This is a genomic window from Catellatospora sp. NPDC049111 (assembly GCF_040648615.1).
Lineage (GTDB): Bacteria > Actinomycetota > Actinomycetes > Mycobacteriales > Micromonosporaceae > Catellatospora > Catellatospora aurea.
This window is the reverse complement of sequence record NZ_JBEZEB010000005.1, coordinates 19,376-35,816: the sequence shown is the minus strand read 5'-3', so window position 1 is coordinate 35,816 and position 16,441 is coordinate 19,376. Positions and strand designations below refer to the sequence as shown.

The following is a 16,441-nucleotide window of genomic DNA, read 5'->3' as shown; positions in this document are numbered from 1 at the left end:
GGGAGGCACACCTTGAGCGACTGGGTCCGGCGCAGTTTTACCAGCATCGGGGGCACACAAAGTCCACCGGGGCGGCATCTCGCCGCGCTACAGGACAAGTACATGGGCAAGGTCGTTTTGTGCATCGACGTCAGTGGCTCGATGGCCGAGCACGACGGAGGCGGCCGCTCCCGGCTGGACTTGGCGGTGCTCGGCGCCCACCAGTTCGTGGGCGAGGCGGTGGGCGCGAACTACCAGGTGGGCCTGATCCTGTGGGACACCGGCGTGCACCAGTTCGTGCCGCTCACCGCCGACCCCGAGCCGGTTTACCGGGCGCTGCGCCATGCCCGAATCGCCGGTGGCACGGCGCTCGCCCCGACGCTGCGCAAAGGCATCCAGGTGCTCGGGGAGTTGCGGGGCGACCGGGTGATCGCGGTCTTCAGCGACGGCGAGATACCCGATGGGCACGCGGCCGGTGAGGCGGCCCGCGACGCCGCCGTGCGTGACATCCGGATCCTGGTCCGAGGGCTGGGACCGGGCGCGGCGGCCTCACTGGACCCCATTGCCACCGAGGGGGACCGAGCCGAGAACACCGTGAACTCCAGCGCGGACATCGCCTTCGGCATCGCCTCCATGGCGCAGCGCGTCGTCCGCGGTCGCGCGAGCCGGGCTGAGGGCTGACCACCTCAGGGCGGCCGGTTGGCGTCGTCAGTGACTAGTCATGTCGGAGTTGTTCGCCCGCGGCGCAAATCTCAGTGGGGATGCGCGCCGATCACGCAGCCATGACCTGCGGGCGGTTTCAGATCGACGGGTTCGGCCACGGCGCCTGGTTCCTGGCCGCGCACCATGACCGCGCCCACCTGCGGGCATAAGCCGCAGCGTGAGTGATGTGGAACGTCGGCCTGTACCCAGTGGTGACCTTGCCCATGGTGTGGTCGAATGGTCCGACGAAGCGCCCGGAGGATGAGCGGTTGATCGCCGACGACCCAGCTGCACGGCACGCCGACCCGAGCCGGATCGTCACCCGACGCGATTTCGCCCGGGAGATCAACCTGTTGCGCGAGACGTCGAACCTGACCATCCGCGAACTCGCCAGGGACCTCGGCGTCCCACACACCACTATCGGCGGATACTTCAGCGGCGCACACCTGCCGGCTCCTGCGCTCAGCGCCCAGCTTCAAGCACTGCTGCGGGCACTCGGGATCGGCAGCCCTCGGGATATCGACCTCTGGCTGCAGGCGTTGCGCCGTGCCCGCCGCGGGTCCGGTGATCAGGCGGCACCGACGTCCGCGGTGGACGTGCCGACGTACCTCGCCCCATTCACGACACCGCACGAGCCCGAGTCCATACCCGATCGCGCATACCTGATTTCGACTCGTCCGCCGGTGGAACGGCTCGACCGCGAGCCCAGACTCCGCGGCCGCGACGAACTGCTCACCACGCTGGACGCGGCTGTCGCTCGGGTGGCGCATCCGGGCGGGCGCGAGCACAGCACGGTGGGCGGCTATGTTCTGCACGGTCTAGGCGGCGGCGGCAAGAGCATGCTCGCGATCGCTGTCGCCCGCCGAGCCATCGACCGGGGAGTACGAACCTGGTGGATCTCGGCCATCGACCGGACCACGCTGGCCGCCGGCATGCAGGCCCTCGCGATCGAACTCGGCGCCGGCCAGGATCAGATCCGCCTGGGCAGCTCCGCCGATCTCGTGTGGCGCCTGCTCCTCGGGCAGACCCAACCATGGCTGCTCATTATGGACAACGCCGACGATATAGACAATGTGCTGGCACTGCCTGGTGCCGCGGCGACCGACGGGACCGGCTGGATCCGCCCCGTGCCCGCAACCGGCATGCTGCTGGTCACCACCCAGGACGGCAGCGCCGGTACCTGGGGTGCGCCGCCGGTGCCGTGGCTCGCGCTGCTGCCGGTACCGATCCTCGACCCCGCTGCCGGCTCAGAGGTGCTGCGCGAGCTCGCTGCCGACGCCGGATCGGTGCGGGAAGCCAAGGAGTTGGCGGATCGCTTGGGCGGTCTGCCGTTGGCGCTCTGCCAGGCCGGCCGCTACCTGGCGGACACTCGCGCCGTACCGGACGGGTTCGCCGAACCCGGCGCGGTGCGCACCTTCGCCGACTACAGCGCCGCGCTCGACCGGGGTCAGCTTCCCGTGCTGTCAGGATCAGGCCGGGCATCGCGCGACACCGTTGGCCGCACCTGGGAGCTGTCCCTGGATCTGCTCAGCGGGCGAGGCGTCGGGCTGGCGCGGCCGCTGCTGCGGCTGATGTCCTGCTTCGCTGCAGCGCCGCTGCCCTACGACCTGCTGCTGCCACCGACCGTCCTGGCCGCGTCACCACTGTTCGCCGGCAGCACCCCACGTGCGGTCTGGCAGGCTCTGCGTGCCCTGGCCGACCTCGCCGTGGTCGACCTGCCGCTCACACCCCTCGGCTCGCCGTTGACCCTGCATCCACTGGTACGTGGGATCTACCGCCCGTCGGTCGGACGGTCTGGAGAGCTGGCGTCCTATCTCGATCTCGTCACAGAAGTCCTCGTGCATGCCACCGCCGACCTGGATCCCAAGGACCCAGCCTGCTGGGCGGGCTGGCGCGCGCTCGCCGACCACGCGCAAAGTCCGCTGGACCTGGCCGAGCAAGCCGGCCTGCGGCCCTCCGCGATCCCTGCTCCGGCCATCCGGGTGGCAATGCGCCTCGCGCAGTACTTCAAGGGAATCGGTCAGCTCAGCCGGGCCGAGACGACCTACGCCAGAACGCTTCGCCTAGGCCGGGCCGCGCTGGCGGCGCACGATGCCGACGTGCTGGAGGTGCAGCACCAGCTGTGCCGCGTGTGGTACGACCTGGGCCGCTTCGAAGCCGCGGTGCGAGGGTTTCGGTCCGTCCTCCACGCCCGGACGACCACGCTCGGGCCCACGCATCCCGACACGCTGACCACCCAGCACTACCTGGCCCGTGCCCTGCGAGACGCCGGCGATGTCGACCCGGCATGGCGGTTGTTCCGCAAGACATACGACGCGCGACGCACGATGTTGGGCGACACCCACACCGACACCCTCACCAGCCGCAACAACGTCGGTGACGCGCTCCGGGCACTCGGCAGCTTCGACCAGGCCGAGCAGGAGCTACGTGCCGTGCACGACGGCCGTATCGCGGTCCTGGGCTCGGAGCATCCGGCGACCCTGGTCACCCGCTTCCACCTGGCGCGGCTGGCGCACGACCGCGGCCACCTGGAGCAGGCTGCCGACGAGTTGAAGTCGCTGGTAGCCGACTCGCGCCGTATCCTCGGCGACCTCCATCCGCGAACCCTCACCGCCGAGCAGGGTTTAGCCGACGTTCGCCACGACCAGCATGCCCTTGACGAGGCATATGCGCTCGCCCGGGACGTGTGGCGGCGGCGGCACGACACCCTTGGCGAGCACCATCCAGCCACCCTCGTCATGCGACACCGCATCGCGCTGATAATGGTCGACCAGGACCACGTGGAGGAAGCGCGGACGCACCTGGAGCAGGTGCTGGCCGCACGCCGCACCGTGCTGGGGCTCCGCCACCCGGACACCGTTCTCACGAGAGACGCGCTGGTCGCTCTGCGTCGCCGCTGACGAGGCCGGCGACGGCTCCGGAACGCGAGAGCGACCTTGCGCGTTCGCGGAGCTGAGGTAGGGACCACCGATCCCGCCGATATCGGGTAATCAGGTGGTGGCAGCGAGCATCGAGGTGCCTGTCCTGAAGCCAGGATATCGACGTACGTCTAGCGATGTTGCCTACGTTGCCGATCGGACGCCTATCCGCCCGCGAGGAGCAAGTGGTGAGCCAGGCCGGCATGGAACTGACGACGCACGACACTGCATCCATCGACCCCCGCGCCGTAAGCTGCGCGAAGTGAGGGCCGCCGGCGCCTCAGACGATTCGTACGCGCAGCGGGTGCTGGCGCGACAGAACGCGGCCGGGCATGTGGAGGTAAGCCGTACGCCGGCGCTGTTGTAGGCGTGGACGACGGCGGCGGCGACCGCTCCGGCGAGCAGGTAGAGGTCGCGTCCCTGCAGCTGGCTGGCGTAGTAGACGGCGAGTCCAGCGGCAGCGCCGGCGACCAGACCTGTCGCGATCCTGAACCACCAGGCGTACCGGCTCACGGCGTCTCGCTTTCTGCGGCCGACCTCCCGCCAGTGGGCGGTCCGACATGTTCGCATACCGACATCGGGTACGTCGATCTTCTGTCGACGCTCTGTCGCGGGTCGTCACCTCCCCACCGCGCCCATGGGCACGATCTTCCTGCATACCGTCGCATCAGCTGTCTGTCCGGCATCCGTGCGGAGAATGGCTCTCATGTCCGGATGCGTCCGGACTGGTCCACGGCTCTTCCTCCATCCGCCGTCGCGCAGGTGTGCTGTTGCCGCGGAGGTTCCGCGAAAAGGCGACAGAGAAGGAGAACGGAGATGCTCGACCTGCGGAAGGGCCGCTCGGCGGCCAGGGTCCGGCGGACCGCGGCGATGCTGCTGCTCGCTCTGGTGACCAGCGGTGTCGTTGTCACCGGCGGAGCGGCTTCGGCGACAGCGAGCACGGAGGTGGCGGCGACTGGTTCGTTCGGCACGCTGGCCTGCTGGTACGCCGCCTACCCGCCGAACAAGGAGCCCAACGGCACGCTCAAGGGCTGGGGCGAGAAGTGGGACTGTGGAGACTCGACCGTGTGGACCCTGACCCTGCAGCGTCACCGTACGTCGGCCTGGTGGCAGCAGGAGGGGATCAACTTCCACACCGGAAACAACTGGATGCAGGTCTCCGGACCGTGCGCCTCGGGCACCTGGACTTACCGGACCATCCTGTCCAGCAACGTCGGTCACCAGATGGTGAGCGCGAACAAGGTGATCACCTGCTGAGGTCGTAGCGTCCGGAGTCAGCCTGGTGGTGTCCCGAACGCGGATCCCTGACAAAGTGCCTCGAGTCGGTCGGCCCGACCCGAGGCACTTTTCGTTTTGGCTCCCGAGTCCGCGCGTTCCGAGGCAAGGGCAAGGATCGGCGGGCACGCGCCTCGGCGTGCTGAGCGGCGCGTGCGATCGAGTTCTGCTTTAGTGGGCGCGGGAGGCACGCCATGAGTGACGATCACCGCCACGGCTCCAGCGGCCACGGCCACGCGGAACACGGTCCCGGCGAGCACGACGCCCACACGCACGACCACGATCACGATCACGATCACGACGGCCACGATCACGCGAGCCCGGGGGTGCTCTCCCGGCTGAAGCACCAGCTCGGCCACCTGTTCAGCCCGCACTCGCACGACGCGGCGGACAAGCTGGACTCCGCGATGGAGTCCTCCCGCGAGGGTCTGCGCGCCCTGTGGATCTCGCTGGTGGTGCTCGGCGTCACCGCGGTGCTGCAGGCCGTCGTCGTGTACTTCTCCCACTCGGTCGCCCTGCTCGGCGACACCCTGCACAACGTGGCCGACGCGCTGACCGCGGTGCCGCTGGGCGTGGCGTTCGTGCTGGGCCGCCGCCGCCCGACCCGCTCGTACACGTACGGCTTCGGCCGGGCCGAGGACCTCGCCGGCATCTTCATCGTGCTGACCATCGCGGCGTCGGCGGCGCTGGCCGGATACGAGGCGTTCCGCCGGCTGCTCGACCCGCAGGAGGTGCGCCACCTGCCCTACGTCGCCGCGGCGGCGCTGATCGGGTTCGCGGGCAACGAGCTGGTGGCGCGATACCGCATCGTCGTCGGGCGGCGCATCGGCTCGGCGGCGCTGGTCGCGGACGGGCTTCATGCGCGTACCGACGGCTTCACCTCACTCGCCGTGCTGCTCGGCGCGGGCGGCGCGGCGCTGGGGTGGTGGTGGGCGGACCCGGTGGTGGGCCTGCTCATCACGGTGGCGATCCTGCTGGTGCTCAAGGACGCCGCACGCGAGGTGTACCGGCGGCTGATGGACGCGGTGGACCCGAGACTCGTCGACGCCGTCGAGCAGACGCTGCGCGGCACTCCGGGCGTGGTCGACGTGGGCGAGGTGCGGCTGCGCTGGATCGGGCACCGGCTGCGGGCCGAGTGCGCGGTGGCCGTCGACGCCCAGCTGACGGTGAGCCGAGCGCACGCGATCGCGGTCGACGCCGAGCACCGGCTGCTGCACGCGGTGCCGAAGCTGACGGCCGCCATGGTGCACGCCGATCCGGCCGGGACGCACGCCGACCCGCACGCGGTGCTGAACCACCACCGTGATCCCGAGGTTGGCGGGGCGCGCGACCGGGTATAGCCGCTGGCGAGGCGATGGTCGCCAGAAGGAGGCTGACATGGGTATCGGCGCGAGCCTTTTCCTGATCGCGCTGGGCGCGATCCTCACATTCGCCCTGGACGTGAGCATCAGTGGGCTGGACCTGGACGTGGTCGGCTGGATCCTGATGGTCGTCGGCGCGCTCGGGATGGTGCTGACCCTCACCATCTGGAGCAGCCGCCGCCGGTCCGTGGTGACCACCGCGCCCACGGAGCGGCGCGTCATCGAGGAGACCCGCGACACGGTGCCCCCCGGCACGGTCTGACCGTCTTCCGCGAAGGCGGGACCCGTGCGGGTCCCGCCTTCCGGCTGCAGCCTCGGCCGCCGGGGCGCGGTCGTCGAAAAGCGGCGGACCGGGGCCATCCCCGCACGGCTCGGCGGATTCGGTCTCGCCAGGCTTCCGGAACGGGAAAACTGGGTCGAGGGCGGCCGAGCACCGGGAGCGGCAGATGAGCGCAAGGACAACGACGAACGTCCCGCTGGAGCGGGTCACCTTGACCTCGCAGCGGACCTTCGACGACGTCGTCACGGGCATCTACCTGGGTATCGGGCGGCCGGATCTGGGCGCGTTCCTCGCCGATCTGGCCGCGGCGAAGGACTTCGGCGAGTACCGCCGGGTCGTCGAGGACGCGGTCGGGCCCAGTGACCTGATGCGGTTCCTGGAACTCGACGAGGGTGCGGCGCTGGCCGTCAACCCGGACATCACGGATTTCCGCCTGGTAAGGATCATCGCGGGCAACCCGCTGACGATGAGCCAGATGGCCCGTCACGTGCCCGATGCCGGCTCGTACGCCCCTGTCACGATCCTGGTCCACCAGGCGCCCGACGGGGTCCGAGTCGCCTACGACACCGTCGCGAGCGCGCTGCGGCCGTACGGCGACCAGCGGGCCCTGGCCGTCGCCGAGGAACTCGACCGCAAGGTGCTGGCCCTGCTCGACGCGGCGACCGCGGGCTGAACAGGCCGAAGCCGCACCCCGAGGGATGCGGCTTCGGCCGAGCCTGCGGCCGGTCACTGCCAGCGGAACAGCCGGACCGCGAGCGCCCCCGTGACCAGGGTGTACCCGGCGGCCACCGCGAGGTGCAGGGGCTGCGGCCAGGCGCCGTTCCAGGCGGCCTGCATCGCCTGCGACGCCGCGCCCAGCGGGGTGAAGTCGGCGACCCGCTGCGCGCCGTCGGGCATCATGTCGCCCGGGGTCCACACCCCGGCGAAGAACAGCATCGGGAAGTACACGAGGGTGCCGATGCCGGCCGAGGCGCGGGCGTTGGGCGTCACCGCGGCGATGAACAGCGCCACGCCGGTCATCGCCCCGGCGCCGAGCAGGTAGGCGACCAGCAGGGCCGGCCAGTTCTCCGGCCCGCGGCTGCCGAACGCCACGGCGGCGGTCAGCATCATCAGCGCCGAGCCCGCGACCAGGGCCGCGACGTTCACGCCGAGCTGCGCGCCGATCAGCGCCGACGGCTTCACCGGCGTGGTGGCCAGCCGCTTGAGCACGCCCCGCTCGCGGTATTGGGCGAGCACGCTGAGCAGGGAGGTCATCGTCACCGTGCCGATGGCCAGGGCCAGCACGATGGGCAGGTACAGGTTGATGGGGCGCTCGCCGCCGAAGTCGGGCGACGGCTCGCTGAACGCGGGGATGGCGTTGCCGAGCACGATCACGAGCACGGCCGGGAAGGCCAGCGCGAAGAACGCGCTCACCGGCTCGCGCAGGAACAGCCGGGCCTCGGCGCCGGTCAGTCGGGTCAGGGCGGACATGGTGGTTGCTCCTGTTCAGTTGTCGCGGTCGGTGCCGGTCAGGGCGAGGAACGCGTCCTCGAGGTTGGCGCGGTAGCCGTCGACGTCGCCGACACCCGCGATCAGCGCGGCAGGGGTGTCCAGCGCGACGATCTTTCCGCCGTCGAGCACGGCGAGCCGGTCGCAGAGCCGCTCGGCCTCGTCCATGAAGTGCGTGACCAGCAGCACGGTCACGCCGCGGTCGCGGATCTGGCGGATCAGCTTCCACGTCTCGCGCCGGGCGCGCGGGTCCAGTCCGGTGGTGAGTTCGTCCAGGATCGCCAGGCGCGGGTTGCCGATCAGTGCGAGCGCGATCGACAGGCGCTGCTTCTGGCCGCCGGACAGCTTCGCGTACGGCACCCGGACCTGCTCGGTCAGCCCGACCGCGGCCAGCAGCTCGCGCCAGTCGGCGGGGTCGCGGTAGAAGGAGGCATACAGCTGCATGGCCTCGCCGACGCGCAGCCGGTCCTGCAGCTGGCTCTCCTGCAGCTGCACCCCGATGATCCGGCGCAGCTCCTCCCGGTCGGTCCGGGTGTCGAGACCGAACACGCCGATGCTGCCCGCGTCGGGGGTACGCAGCCCGGAGATGCATTCGACGGTGGTGGTCTTGCCGGCGCCGTTCTCGCCGAGGATGCCGAAGATCTCGCCTTCGGCGACGGTGAAGGAGACGCCGTCGACGACCGTGCGGTCGCCGTACCGCTTGGTGAGCCCGTTGACTTCGATGACTGTCATGCCGATAGACGGTAGAGACGCGATGCGAGCGCCGGTATGCGGTTGCGCGCCGAGCGGGGGTGTAGGAAACCCCACCCCGGCCGGGGGCCCACGCGCAGTGCCATGACCCGCGCCGATCGGCGACGATGTGTCGCATGTTCCGGTCGTACGCCCTCGCCCCGCTGCGCTGCGTCGCCCTCGCGCTGCTCGCGGTCTTCGGATTCGTCGCCTCGCTGCCGCTGATGACGGCGATCGGCGCGGTCGTCACCTACCCGGCCGTGCTGCAGCTGGTCCGCCGGCTGACCGCGCTGTCGCGCCGGCTGGCCGGCTCCTGGAGCGGGGTGGTGATCGACCCGCCGTACCGCGCGGGCCCGGTGCCGACGCCGCCGCGCCGCCCCGACGGCTGGTACGAGCACGACGGCCAGCTGTTCAAGACCCGCCACTACCCGGCCTTCTTCCTGCGCATGCAGTGGCTGAGCGACGACCCGGCGACGGCCCGGGACTGGACGTGGCTGGTGCTGCTCGCACCCGCCGGTGCCCTGGTCGCGCTGCTCGCGCCGGGCCTGCTCGTTGCCGGAGTGCTGCTCGTCGCCGGGATGACCGGTCCCGGCCGCCGGGTGCTGGCCGACACCGTGCTCGCCGACCTGGTGGCTCGGCTCGGCCTGACGATGCCCGGCTGGGCCGTGCTCGCGGCGGGTTTTACGGCGATCGCCGCCGGGGTGCTCGCCGGGCCGACCCTGCTGCGCGCGCACGGCCGCTGGGCCCGGCAGTGGCTCGGCGACCCGGGCCTGACCTGGTGGAAGTCGTCCGGGATCGGGGACTGGCTGCGCCGCGGGGGCCACGACACGTGGAAGGCGGCGCTGCTGCTCGGGTTGTCGCTGACCGGGTTCGCGGTGTTCGCGCTGACGCTGCTGCTGACCATGCTCAGCGGCGGGTTCGGCATCGCCTGGCTGGCGTACGCGATCCGGCCGATGCTCAACCACTACCGGCGGCTGTGCGTGCAGTGGGGCGGCGGCGACCCCATGCCGGACCCGTACCGGCAGCGTGAGCCCGTGCCCGAGCCCGGACCCGACGGCCGCTACCGCGTCGGCCGCACCCTCTACGCCACCCGCGACGGCGCCCGCCGCGCCGGCTTCTTCCCGTGGATCCTCGGCGACCCGGCCACCTGGCGCGACCTGGCCTGGATGGCGACCGCGCCGCTGGTGGCGCTGGTTGCCGTGATCCCCGGCGTGCTGATCGGCGCGGGTTACTTCGGGCTGTTCTGGCAGGCGCTGTTCTGGCCGCTGTGGGGCGTGCCGCTCGGCCTCATCACCGGCCTGTGGATCAGCCCCTGGTACGTCTGGCAGCTGTTCACCCTGGGCGTGCCCGCCGCCGACGTGCTGCCGGGCTGGACGTCCATCCCGATCGGGCTGGCTCTCGGGCTGCTCGGCGTGCTGCTGGCCCGCCCGGTGCTGCGCCTGATCACCGGCTGGGCGCGGCTGCTGCTCGCGCCGAGCCGCTCCGCCCGGCTCACCCAGCGCGTCGAGCACCTCGCCCAGACCCGCGCCGAGGCCGTGGATGCGCAGAGCGCCGAGCTGCGCCGGATCGAACGCGACCTGCACGACGGCGCGCAGGCCCGGCTCGTCGCCGTCGGGCTGAGCCTGGGCACGGTCGAGCAGCTGATGGACCGCGACCCGGCCGCCGCCCGCGCGCTGCTGGCCCAGGCCCGGGAGACCTCCGCCGCGGCCCTGGCCGAGCTGCGCGACCTGGTCCGCGGCATCCACCCGCCGGTGCTCGCCGAGCGCGGCCTCGCCGACGCCGTACGCGCCCTCGCGCTGGACTCCGCGCTGCCCGTGGAGGTGCGCGCTGACCTGGCCGGGCAGCCGCCCGCGCCGGTCGCCACGGCCGCGTACTTCGCGGTCGCCGAGGCGCTGACCAACGCCGCCCGGCACGCGCAGGCCGGCCGGGTCGGCGTGGACATCCGGCACACCGGCGGCCTGCTGCGGGTCACCGTCACCGACGACGGCCGCGGCGGGGCCGAACCCGCGCACGGCGGCGGGCTGCACGGGCTGCGGCGGCGACTCGCTACATTCGACGGTACCCTCGCCCTGCACAGCCCGCAGGGCGGCCCCACTGTGCTGACCCTGGAGATACCGTGCGCGTTGTCCTCGCCGAGGACCTCTACCTCCTGAGGGAAGGGCTGGTCCGCCTGCTGGAGGCGCACGACTGCACCGTCGTCGCCGCCGTGGAGACCGGCCCGGACCTGCTCGACGCCCTGCTCACGCACCGGCCCGAGGTGGCCGTGGTCGACGTGCGACTGCCGCCCACGAACACCGACGAAGGACTGCAGGCGGCGCTGACGGCGCGGCGGCAGGTGCCGGGCCTGCCGGTGCTGGTGCTGTCGCAGCACGTCGAGCAGCTGTACGCGCGCGAACTGCTCGCCGACGGGACGGGCGGGATCGGATACCTGCTCAAGGACCGGGTGTTCAACGCCGACCAGTTCCTCGACGCGGTGCGCCGGGTCGCCGGGGGCGGCACCGCGATGGACCCGGAGGTCATCGCGAAGCTGCTCCAGCAGCCCGCGCGCAACGTGCCGCTGGCCCGGCTGACCCCGCGCGAGCGGGAGGTGCTGGAGCTGATGGCCGAGGGGCGCTCCAACGCGGCGATCGGGCAGCGGCTGTTCCTGTCGGAGAGCGCGGTCGGCAAGCATACGGCCAGCATCTTCGGCAAACTGGACCTGGCCCCGTCCGATGACGACAACCGGCGGGTCCTGGCGGTCCTCGCCTACCTCAACGGCGCGAACTGAGCCGCTGGCCGCCAATAGCGGCACTCTGCTCACCCGAGCGCTGCGGCTCAAACATCTGCGTGCGATCGCTCCTGACGAAACGAGCGACTAGCAAACAGTGACACTAGACGTGCTCGCCTCGACCCAGGTGTTTGCTTCGGAGTCACGGGCACTGGCGGAGTATGGAATTCCTGCAACTCAGCATGCCGAAATTGGTAGCTGACCCCTGAAACGCGCATGATGCCAGCGGTGTGCGCCCAGTTAAGGAACGCGCCGAGCCTGTACCGGACCGTGAATGCGAGAGCGAATGCGTATCTACAAGAAGATGAAGCTAGCAACCAGCCTATGCCGTTTGCTGCCCCGATAAAGATTCCCCACACCGGATTGTAGGTCTTTGCGTACGCTAGTCCTAGCATCGTGCCGATTGCCAATCCAGATAATACGTTGTACCAGAAGTCGCGGCGAATTGGTTCTAGGGGGCCCGCGACTAGCGCATCTGATGGAACGCGTACCGCTACCAGGAATGCGGCTGCCAGCACTGCTAGCGATAGGGCTGTCGCGTAGACAAAGCCGTATGCGATGGCACCGGAGACACCTATGAATATAGCCCCGGCGATTCCTGTGAACAAGATCGTGCGGGCTTTTCGGGAATGCCTGAGGGAGGAGAGGCGTGCAATCACGGGGGGCTGATCTCGCTGAACCGCGGCGACAATGGCGAACCTGAACATGAAGATGGTTGCGAGGACTGCAGTATAGTCACGCCAACCACTTAATCCGACGTGGGCGGCATCAAATCGAACTGCGGACGTTAGCGCGACTGCGGCGAATGCGTAGGTAAGCCAGATATGCTGTCGCCGAATGAGTTTTCGTTCAGCGCCTTCCCACCATTCGTGTAAGACGATATCTGTTCCCGATGCGCTGTTGCGTGACATGAAGTCAAGGTGCTTGGCGAGTACGCCGAGCTGTGTTGAGACGAATGTTGCGGTATACTTCCGATTTGAATACAGCTGTACACGTGCATTCACGAAAGAAATGAATAGTGTTTCTTTAACGCGAGACACGTAGGCTGCTGCCCCACTTCCCCGTTCTTGGGCACTAGGCAGCAACTGGCTTGGGTCACCGCCATTGCGGTAGTAAGTCATTGCTGCTGTGAGACGCCATGGTGTTCCAAGTGCTTCAAGCACTTGGTTGCCTGCTTTCCCGCGGAGCTTCTGAAGTACCGGCTTCCAGTCGTCCTGGCTTAATGGATCGGGGCACTGATCCTCGATGTATGTCCTGACTGTCATTGCGGCCAGAGGTTGAAGGACGACCTGATGGGCATGACGAATCTCCGCGACCAGACGCTCGTGGCGTCCACCGGACCGGCACATAACAACAATTTTTCCATCCAGAGCGCTGCCAAGATACTTGTTAATCAACCTCACTGCTTTGCGTCCCCGGCTGCCATCGCCATTCTGTGGTTCTATTGAATCAAGATCGTCGAGCACGGGTAGTATTGCTCCGGCGGCAACAAGTGAGTCCGCTTGATCGCGGGATAACCCATGGCGATGGACCAGAATTTCTGACAACCATGCTTCGAAAGGCTCTTCGGCATCCCAGCCAGTTAGGCTTGCGAAAATGGGTACCGGTGCACTAGCTGCATCGTTCGGGTCGCTGCTCCGGATCGTGCGACTCTTTAGTAGGCCAACAATTAGGAGCATGGCGCAGACGGTCTTTCCCGAGCCTGCCCCGCCGACAATGGCTAATCTGCCATTAGTTTCTTCAAGATAAAATTGTGTGATGTTGCGAACGTCATATAATTCGTGCGATTCGCCCTTTTCTGCTAGTTGCGTTTTTCGCCCCTTGGCGGGCTTGAATCTGACCAATGCCGGATTCGACTCCGGAACATTGGTGCCGATCAGTTCGCTGAGCCGACGTTGCTGTTCGCGAATGAGTTTGAGCGCCAGATTGTCGGCGATCTCGTGAATACTCATTCCCCCGCCGACGCGGAGGAATGGCAATTTGTCATTAAGTGCAAGTATCAGGGTAACGAGTGATGAAACTGCCCCCACGACGTTCGCCCAACCTACCCAGTCCTCGAACTTAGGAGAGGAGTTGCGGCTGATGAATGCCATTACTGTCAAGATCAGGGCAGCGAGGGCTGCGCTTGCAACCAGCAAACGAATCGCTGGGACGGTCCAGATCCGACGAGCAAGTAATGGGGGCACTGCCAGATTGTTGCACTTGAAAGTGGTTTGCGGGGCACCGCTGATTTGGGATGGGCGGTTACGTAGTTCGGATTTCGGGAAATGAAAGCTAAAATAGGAAAATCAGGGCTAAGAGGCCTGGGATTTATCTATCACGCGGTCGCCACATGAGGATTTGGCGTAGCGCGCCTTCAACGGCTGGGGCCAGCGGCGGTTGGCTGACGTTATTCTTCGAGCTCGGTGGGCGCACACGGTTGCTCGAGATCTGAGCCAAGTGGCAGGCGCGTCAGCCGCCGCACATCACACACCATGCAACGTTTGAGTGCGGCTGGTGGTCGAGTCGATCGACAGCGAGACCGTCCGAGTCAGGAATGTGTCGTGTGGCGATGATCACGAGAATCGCTGACAACAACACCGCGACAGAGCCTCCCACGATGAGAACCGCGCTCACCAGTACCTCCAAGGACTATGAATGTGACGACAGCGCGCAGAGCGCGCAACGCGCGGTGTCCTCGTGACCCGTATATCGGATCATCCCGGCGGGGGTTGCATCACGTGCTCGGCCCTGCGCGGACAGGGCTGCTAACCGTGGCGTCGCCGGGTGAAGCACGAGGGGACGTTTCCTGAACGGCAGTGGGCCTCCGCCCGAAATCACTGCGCTGTTCGCTGCGTGTACGGACCGTAAGCGAGAACGGGCCCGGCGCCAGTGGGCGCGGGCCCGTTCATCCGTGCAGGAGCGAAGCGTGTGGGAGATAAGAACCGCACCTTCTTCAAGGTTTGGCGGTACGAAGGCGTCTTCCTCCGGTCAGGCGTCGTCCCAGCGGAAGAGGGCGGCGGCGACGGCGGACAGGACGAGGGTGAAGGCGAGCAGGATGCCGATGTCGGGCAGGGTGACGGCGATGCTCTCGCCGCGGACCATGACGTCCTGCATCGAGGTGACGAGGTGTTTGAGCGGGAGGAACTCGGAGATCTGCCGGAGCCACGCCGGCGCCCCGTCGAGGGGGAAGAACGCGCCGGACAGGAACGCCATCGGCAGGGTGATGAGGTTGGCGATGGCGCTGGCCGCCTCGGGGGTCTTCGAGGCCGCGCCGGCGACCAGGCCGATGGACAGGAAGGCCAGCGTGCCGGCGATCATGATGGGGATGAAGGCCCACCACTGGTCGGACAGCTGCAGGCCGAAGTAGGGCAGCAGGGCGACGCCGATGAAGATGGCCGACTGGACCAGGGCGATGGCGATGCTGACCGACACCCGCGCGCCGATGATCGAGGCGACCGGCACGGGGGACAGCCGCAGGCGGCGCAGGATCTTCTTCTGCCGCCAGGTGACCAGCGTGAGCGCCGCGCCGAACGTCGCGCCGGTCGCGATCGCCCAGCCCAGCAGGCCGGGGGTCATGTACTGGATCGCCTTGAGGGACTGGTCCTCGACCGGCTGGGCGCGCAGGGTGGTCGCCGGGGTGGTGACACCCGCGGCGGCGAGGTTCGCCTGCTGGACCAGCGACTCCAGGATGCCCTGCACGGTGGCGGCCTTGACCGCGTCCGCGGCCGAGTAGTGCACGATCAGCTCCCCGCCGACCTGCTCGATCGCGGCGGCCTTGTCGCCCTTGCGCACCTCCTCCAGCGCGGCGGCGCGGTCGGCGGTGCGGGTCACCGCGAGCACCTGGTCGAGCCCCGCGGCGGCCTCGGCGGGCAGCTGGTCGACGACCGGCACCGAGCCGATCTGCAGGATGTCGGTCTTCGACGCGCCCGCGTCCTTGAACAGGCCGCCGAACAGCACCAGGAACATCAGCGGGAACAGGATGGTGAAGAACATGGCGGTGCGGTCGCGGAAGAAGCCGCGGGCCATCGCCGTGGAGAGGCTGACGAAGCCGGTCATGCCCGGTACTCCCGTCCGGTGAGGTGCAGGAAGACGTCTTCGAGGGTCGCGCCGCGCACCGACAGGCCGCGCAGCGCGTCGCGTTCGGCCAGGGCCGACAGCACGGGCGCGGGGGTACGCGTCGCGATGGTCAGCGACACCCCGTCGTCGGTCACGTCGAGCCCGTCGGCGAGCCCCCGGGCCGCGTCGGCGGTGATCACGCCGCTCTCGATCGCGATCCGGGTCGGCGCGTCGAGGTCGCGGACCAGCGTCGCGGGCGGCCCGGACTCCAGGATGCGGCCGTGGTCCATGATGGCGACCCGGTCGCACAGCGACTCTGCCTCGTCGAGGTAGTGCGTCGTCAGCACCACGGTGCGGCCCTGCGCGCTGATGTCGCGCAGCACGTCCCACAGGTTGCGGCGGGCCTGCGGATCCAGGCCGGACGTCGGCTCGTCGAGGAACACCAGGTCCGGCCCGTGCGCCAGGGCGCAGGCGATGGACAGCCGCTGCTGCTGGCCGCCGGACAGGTCCTCGTTGCGCTTGTCGGCCATGTCCTCCAGGCCGACCACGCCGAGCCACTCGTCGGCCTTGCGTGCTGTCACGCCGTACAGCGAGGCGAAGGTGCGGATCTGCTCGCGGGCGGTCAGCCGCTCGAAGAACGCGCTGGCCTGCAGCTGCACGCCGATGCGGGGAAGCAACCGCGGGTTGCGCGGCCATGGGCTCTCGCCGAACAGGGCGACGCTGCCCGAGTCGGGCTGGCGCAACCCCTCCATCATCTCCAGGGTGGTGGTCTTTCCCGCGCCGTTGGGCCCGAGGATGCCGAAGAACTCCCCGGCCTGCACTTCGAAGGAGACGCCGTCGACGGCGCGCAGCTCGCCGTAGGCCTTGCGCAGCTCCTCGACCTTGATCGTCGGTGACATGACCT

General features: G+C 68.9%; 12 protein-coding genes and 1 pseudogene. 8 read left to right on the top strand and 5 right to left on the bottom strand.

Features of this window, described 5'->3' with window-relative positions:
- The first annotated feature begins 102 nt into the window (after positions 1 to 102).
- From AB0B66_RS09140 to AB0B66_RS09115, 6 genes are all read left to right on the top strand, one after another.
- Positions 103 to 660: a vWA domain-containing protein gene (locus tag AB0B66_RS09140; RefSeq protein ID WP_360525355.1), complete on the top strand. Its 558-nt coding sequence runs from the start codon at positions 103 to 105 to the stop codon at positions 658 to 660.
- A gap of 290 nt (positions 661 to 950) precedes the next feature.
- Positions 951 to 3,581, top strand: a complete 2,631-nt coding sequence (gene fxsT, locus AB0B66_RS09135) for an FxSxx-COOH system tetratricopeptide repeat protein (RefSeq protein WP_360525352.1) — start codon at positions 951 to 953, stop codon at positions 3,579 to 3,581.
- An 834-nt stretch (positions 3,582 to 4,415) separates the two neighbouring features.
- A complete protein-coding gene (locus tag AB0B66_RS09130; protein ID WP_360525349.1) occupies positions 4,416 to 4,856 on the top strand; it encodes a hypothetical protein in 441 nt (146 codons plus the stop codon).
- 212 nt (positions 4,857 to 5,068) lie between these two features.
- Entirely contained in the window at positions 5,069 to 6,214 is a 1,146-nt protein-coding gene (locus tag AB0B66_RS09125; RefSeq protein WP_360525346.1) for a cation diffusion facilitator family transporter, read from the top strand.
- A gap of 37 nt (positions 6,215 to 6,251) precedes the next feature.
- Complete coding sequence (locus AB0B66_RS09120; protein ID WP_203698160.1) at positions 6,252 to 6,497, top strand: DUF6458 family protein; 246 nt, start codon at positions 6,252 to 6,254, stop codon at positions 6,495 to 6,497.
- A 184-nt stretch (positions 6,498 to 6,681) separates the two neighbouring features.
- On the top strand, positions 6,682 to 7,188 hold the full coding sequence (locus tag AB0B66_RS09115) for a DUF302 domain-containing protein (protein WP_360525342.1): 507 nt from the start codon (positions 6,682 to 6,684) through the stop codon (positions 7,186 to 7,188).
- Positions 7,189 to 7,241: 53 nt separating this feature from the next.
- Here AB0B66_RS09115 and AB0B66_RS09110 read toward each other — a convergent pair whose 3' ends face one another.
- Together AB0B66_RS09110 and AB0B66_RS09105 are read right to left on the bottom strand one after the other, a co-directional pair.
- Positions 7,242 to 7,985: an ABC transporter permease gene (locus AB0B66_RS09110; RefSeq protein ID WP_360525339.1), complete on the bottom strand. Its 744-nt coding sequence runs from the start codon at positions 7,983 to 7,985 to the stop codon at positions 7,242 to 7,244.
- A 90-nt stretch (positions 7,986 to 8,075) separates the two neighbouring features.
- Positions 8,076 to 8,735 (bottom strand): annotated as a pseudogene (locus tag AB0B66_RS09105) (ABC transporter ATP-binding protein); the annotation flags it as partial.
- Between the two features lie 134 nt (positions 8,736 to 8,869).
- Here AB0B66_RS09105 and AB0B66_RS09100 point away from each other — a divergent pair.
- Together AB0B66_RS09100 and AB0B66_RS09095 are read left to right on the top strand one after the other, a co-directional pair.
- Positions 8,870 to 10,885: a histidine kinase gene (locus AB0B66_RS09100; protein ID WP_360525336.1), complete on the top strand. Its 2,016-nt coding sequence runs from the start codon at positions 8,870 to 8,872 to the stop codon at positions 10,883 to 10,885.
- Positions 10,849 to 11,499 carry a response regulator transcription factor gene (locus tag AB0B66_RS09095; RefSeq protein WP_360525333.1) on the top strand — a complete coding sequence of 217 codons (651 nt, stop codon included), beginning with the start codon at positions 10,849 to 10,851 and terminating at the stop codon, positions 11,497 to 11,499. The genes AB0B66_RS09100 and AB0B66_RS09095 overlap by 37 nt, the downstream gene beginning before the upstream one ends.
- Positions 11,500 to 11,546: 47 nt before the next feature.
- On the opposite strand, the gene AB0B66_RS09090 is transcribed toward AB0B66_RS09095, so the two are convergent.
- The 3 genes from AB0B66_RS09090 to AB0B66_RS09080 all read right to left on the bottom strand — a co-directional run bounded on the left by AB0B66_RS09090 (position 11,547) and on the right by AB0B66_RS09080 (position 16,436).
- Positions 11,547 to 13,592 (bottom strand): hypothetical protein, encoded by a 2,046-nt coding sequence (locus AB0B66_RS09090; protein ID WP_360525330.1) that lies wholly within the window; start codon positions 13,590 to 13,592, stop codon positions 11,547 to 11,549.
- Positions 13,593 to 14,469: 877 nt separating this feature from the next.
- Entirely contained in the window at positions 14,470 to 15,537 is a 1,068-nt protein-coding gene (locus AB0B66_RS09085) for an ABC transporter permease (RefSeq protein ID WP_360525327.1), read from the bottom strand.
- Positions 15,534 to 16,436, bottom strand: coding sequence for an ABC transporter ATP-binding protein (locus AB0B66_RS09080; RefSeq protein WP_360525324.1), 903 nt, complete (start codon positions 16,434 to 16,436; stop codon positions 15,534 to 15,536). The genes AB0B66_RS09085 and AB0B66_RS09080 overlap by 4 nt, the downstream gene beginning before the upstream one ends.
- Positions 16,437 to 16,441 lie beyond the last annotated feature (5 nt).

Bases quoted from the DNA above. Each gene is read 5' to 3' on its own strand.
- AB0B66_RS09140 (WP_360525355.1), top strand. From the start codon at position 103: ATGGGCAAGGTCGTTTTGTGCATCGACGTCAGTGGCTCGATGGCCGAG.
- AB0B66_RS09130 (WP_360525349.1), top strand. From the start codon at position 4,416: ATGCTCGACCTGCGGAAGGGCCGCTCGGCGGCCAGGGTCCGGCGGACC.
- AB0B66_RS09125 (WP_360525346.1), top strand. From the start codon at position 5,069: ATGAGTGACGATCACCGCCACGGCTCCAGCGGCCACGGCCACGCGGAA.
- AB0B66_RS09120 (WP_203698160.1), top strand. From the start codon at position 6,252: ATGGGTATCGGCGCGAGCCTTTTCCTGATCGCGCTGGGCGCGATCCTC.
- AB0B66_RS09115 (WP_360525342.1), top strand. From the start codon at position 6,682: ATGAGCGCAAGGACAACGACGAACGTCCCGCTGGAGCGGGTCACCTTG.
- AB0B66_RS09110 (WP_360525339.1), bottom strand. From the start codon at position 7,985: ATGTCCGCCCTGACCCGACTGACCGGCGCCGAGGCCCGGCTGTTCCTG.
- AB0B66_RS09100 (WP_360525336.1), top strand. From the start codon at position 8,870: ATGTTCCGGTCGTACGCCCTCGCCCCGCTGCGCTGCGTCGCCCTCGCG.
- AB0B66_RS09090 (WP_360525330.1), bottom strand. From the start codon at position 13,592: ATGGCATTCATCAGCCGCAACTCCTCTCCTAAGTTCGAGGACTGGGTA.
- AB0B66_RS09085 (WP_360525327.1), bottom strand. From the start codon at position 15,537: ATGACCGGCTTCGTCAGCCTCTCCACGGCGATGGCCCGCGGCTTCTTC.
- AB0B66_RS09080 (WP_360525324.1), bottom strand. From the start codon at position 16,436: ATGTCACCGACGATCAAGGTCGAGGAGCTGCGCAAGGCCTACGGCGAG.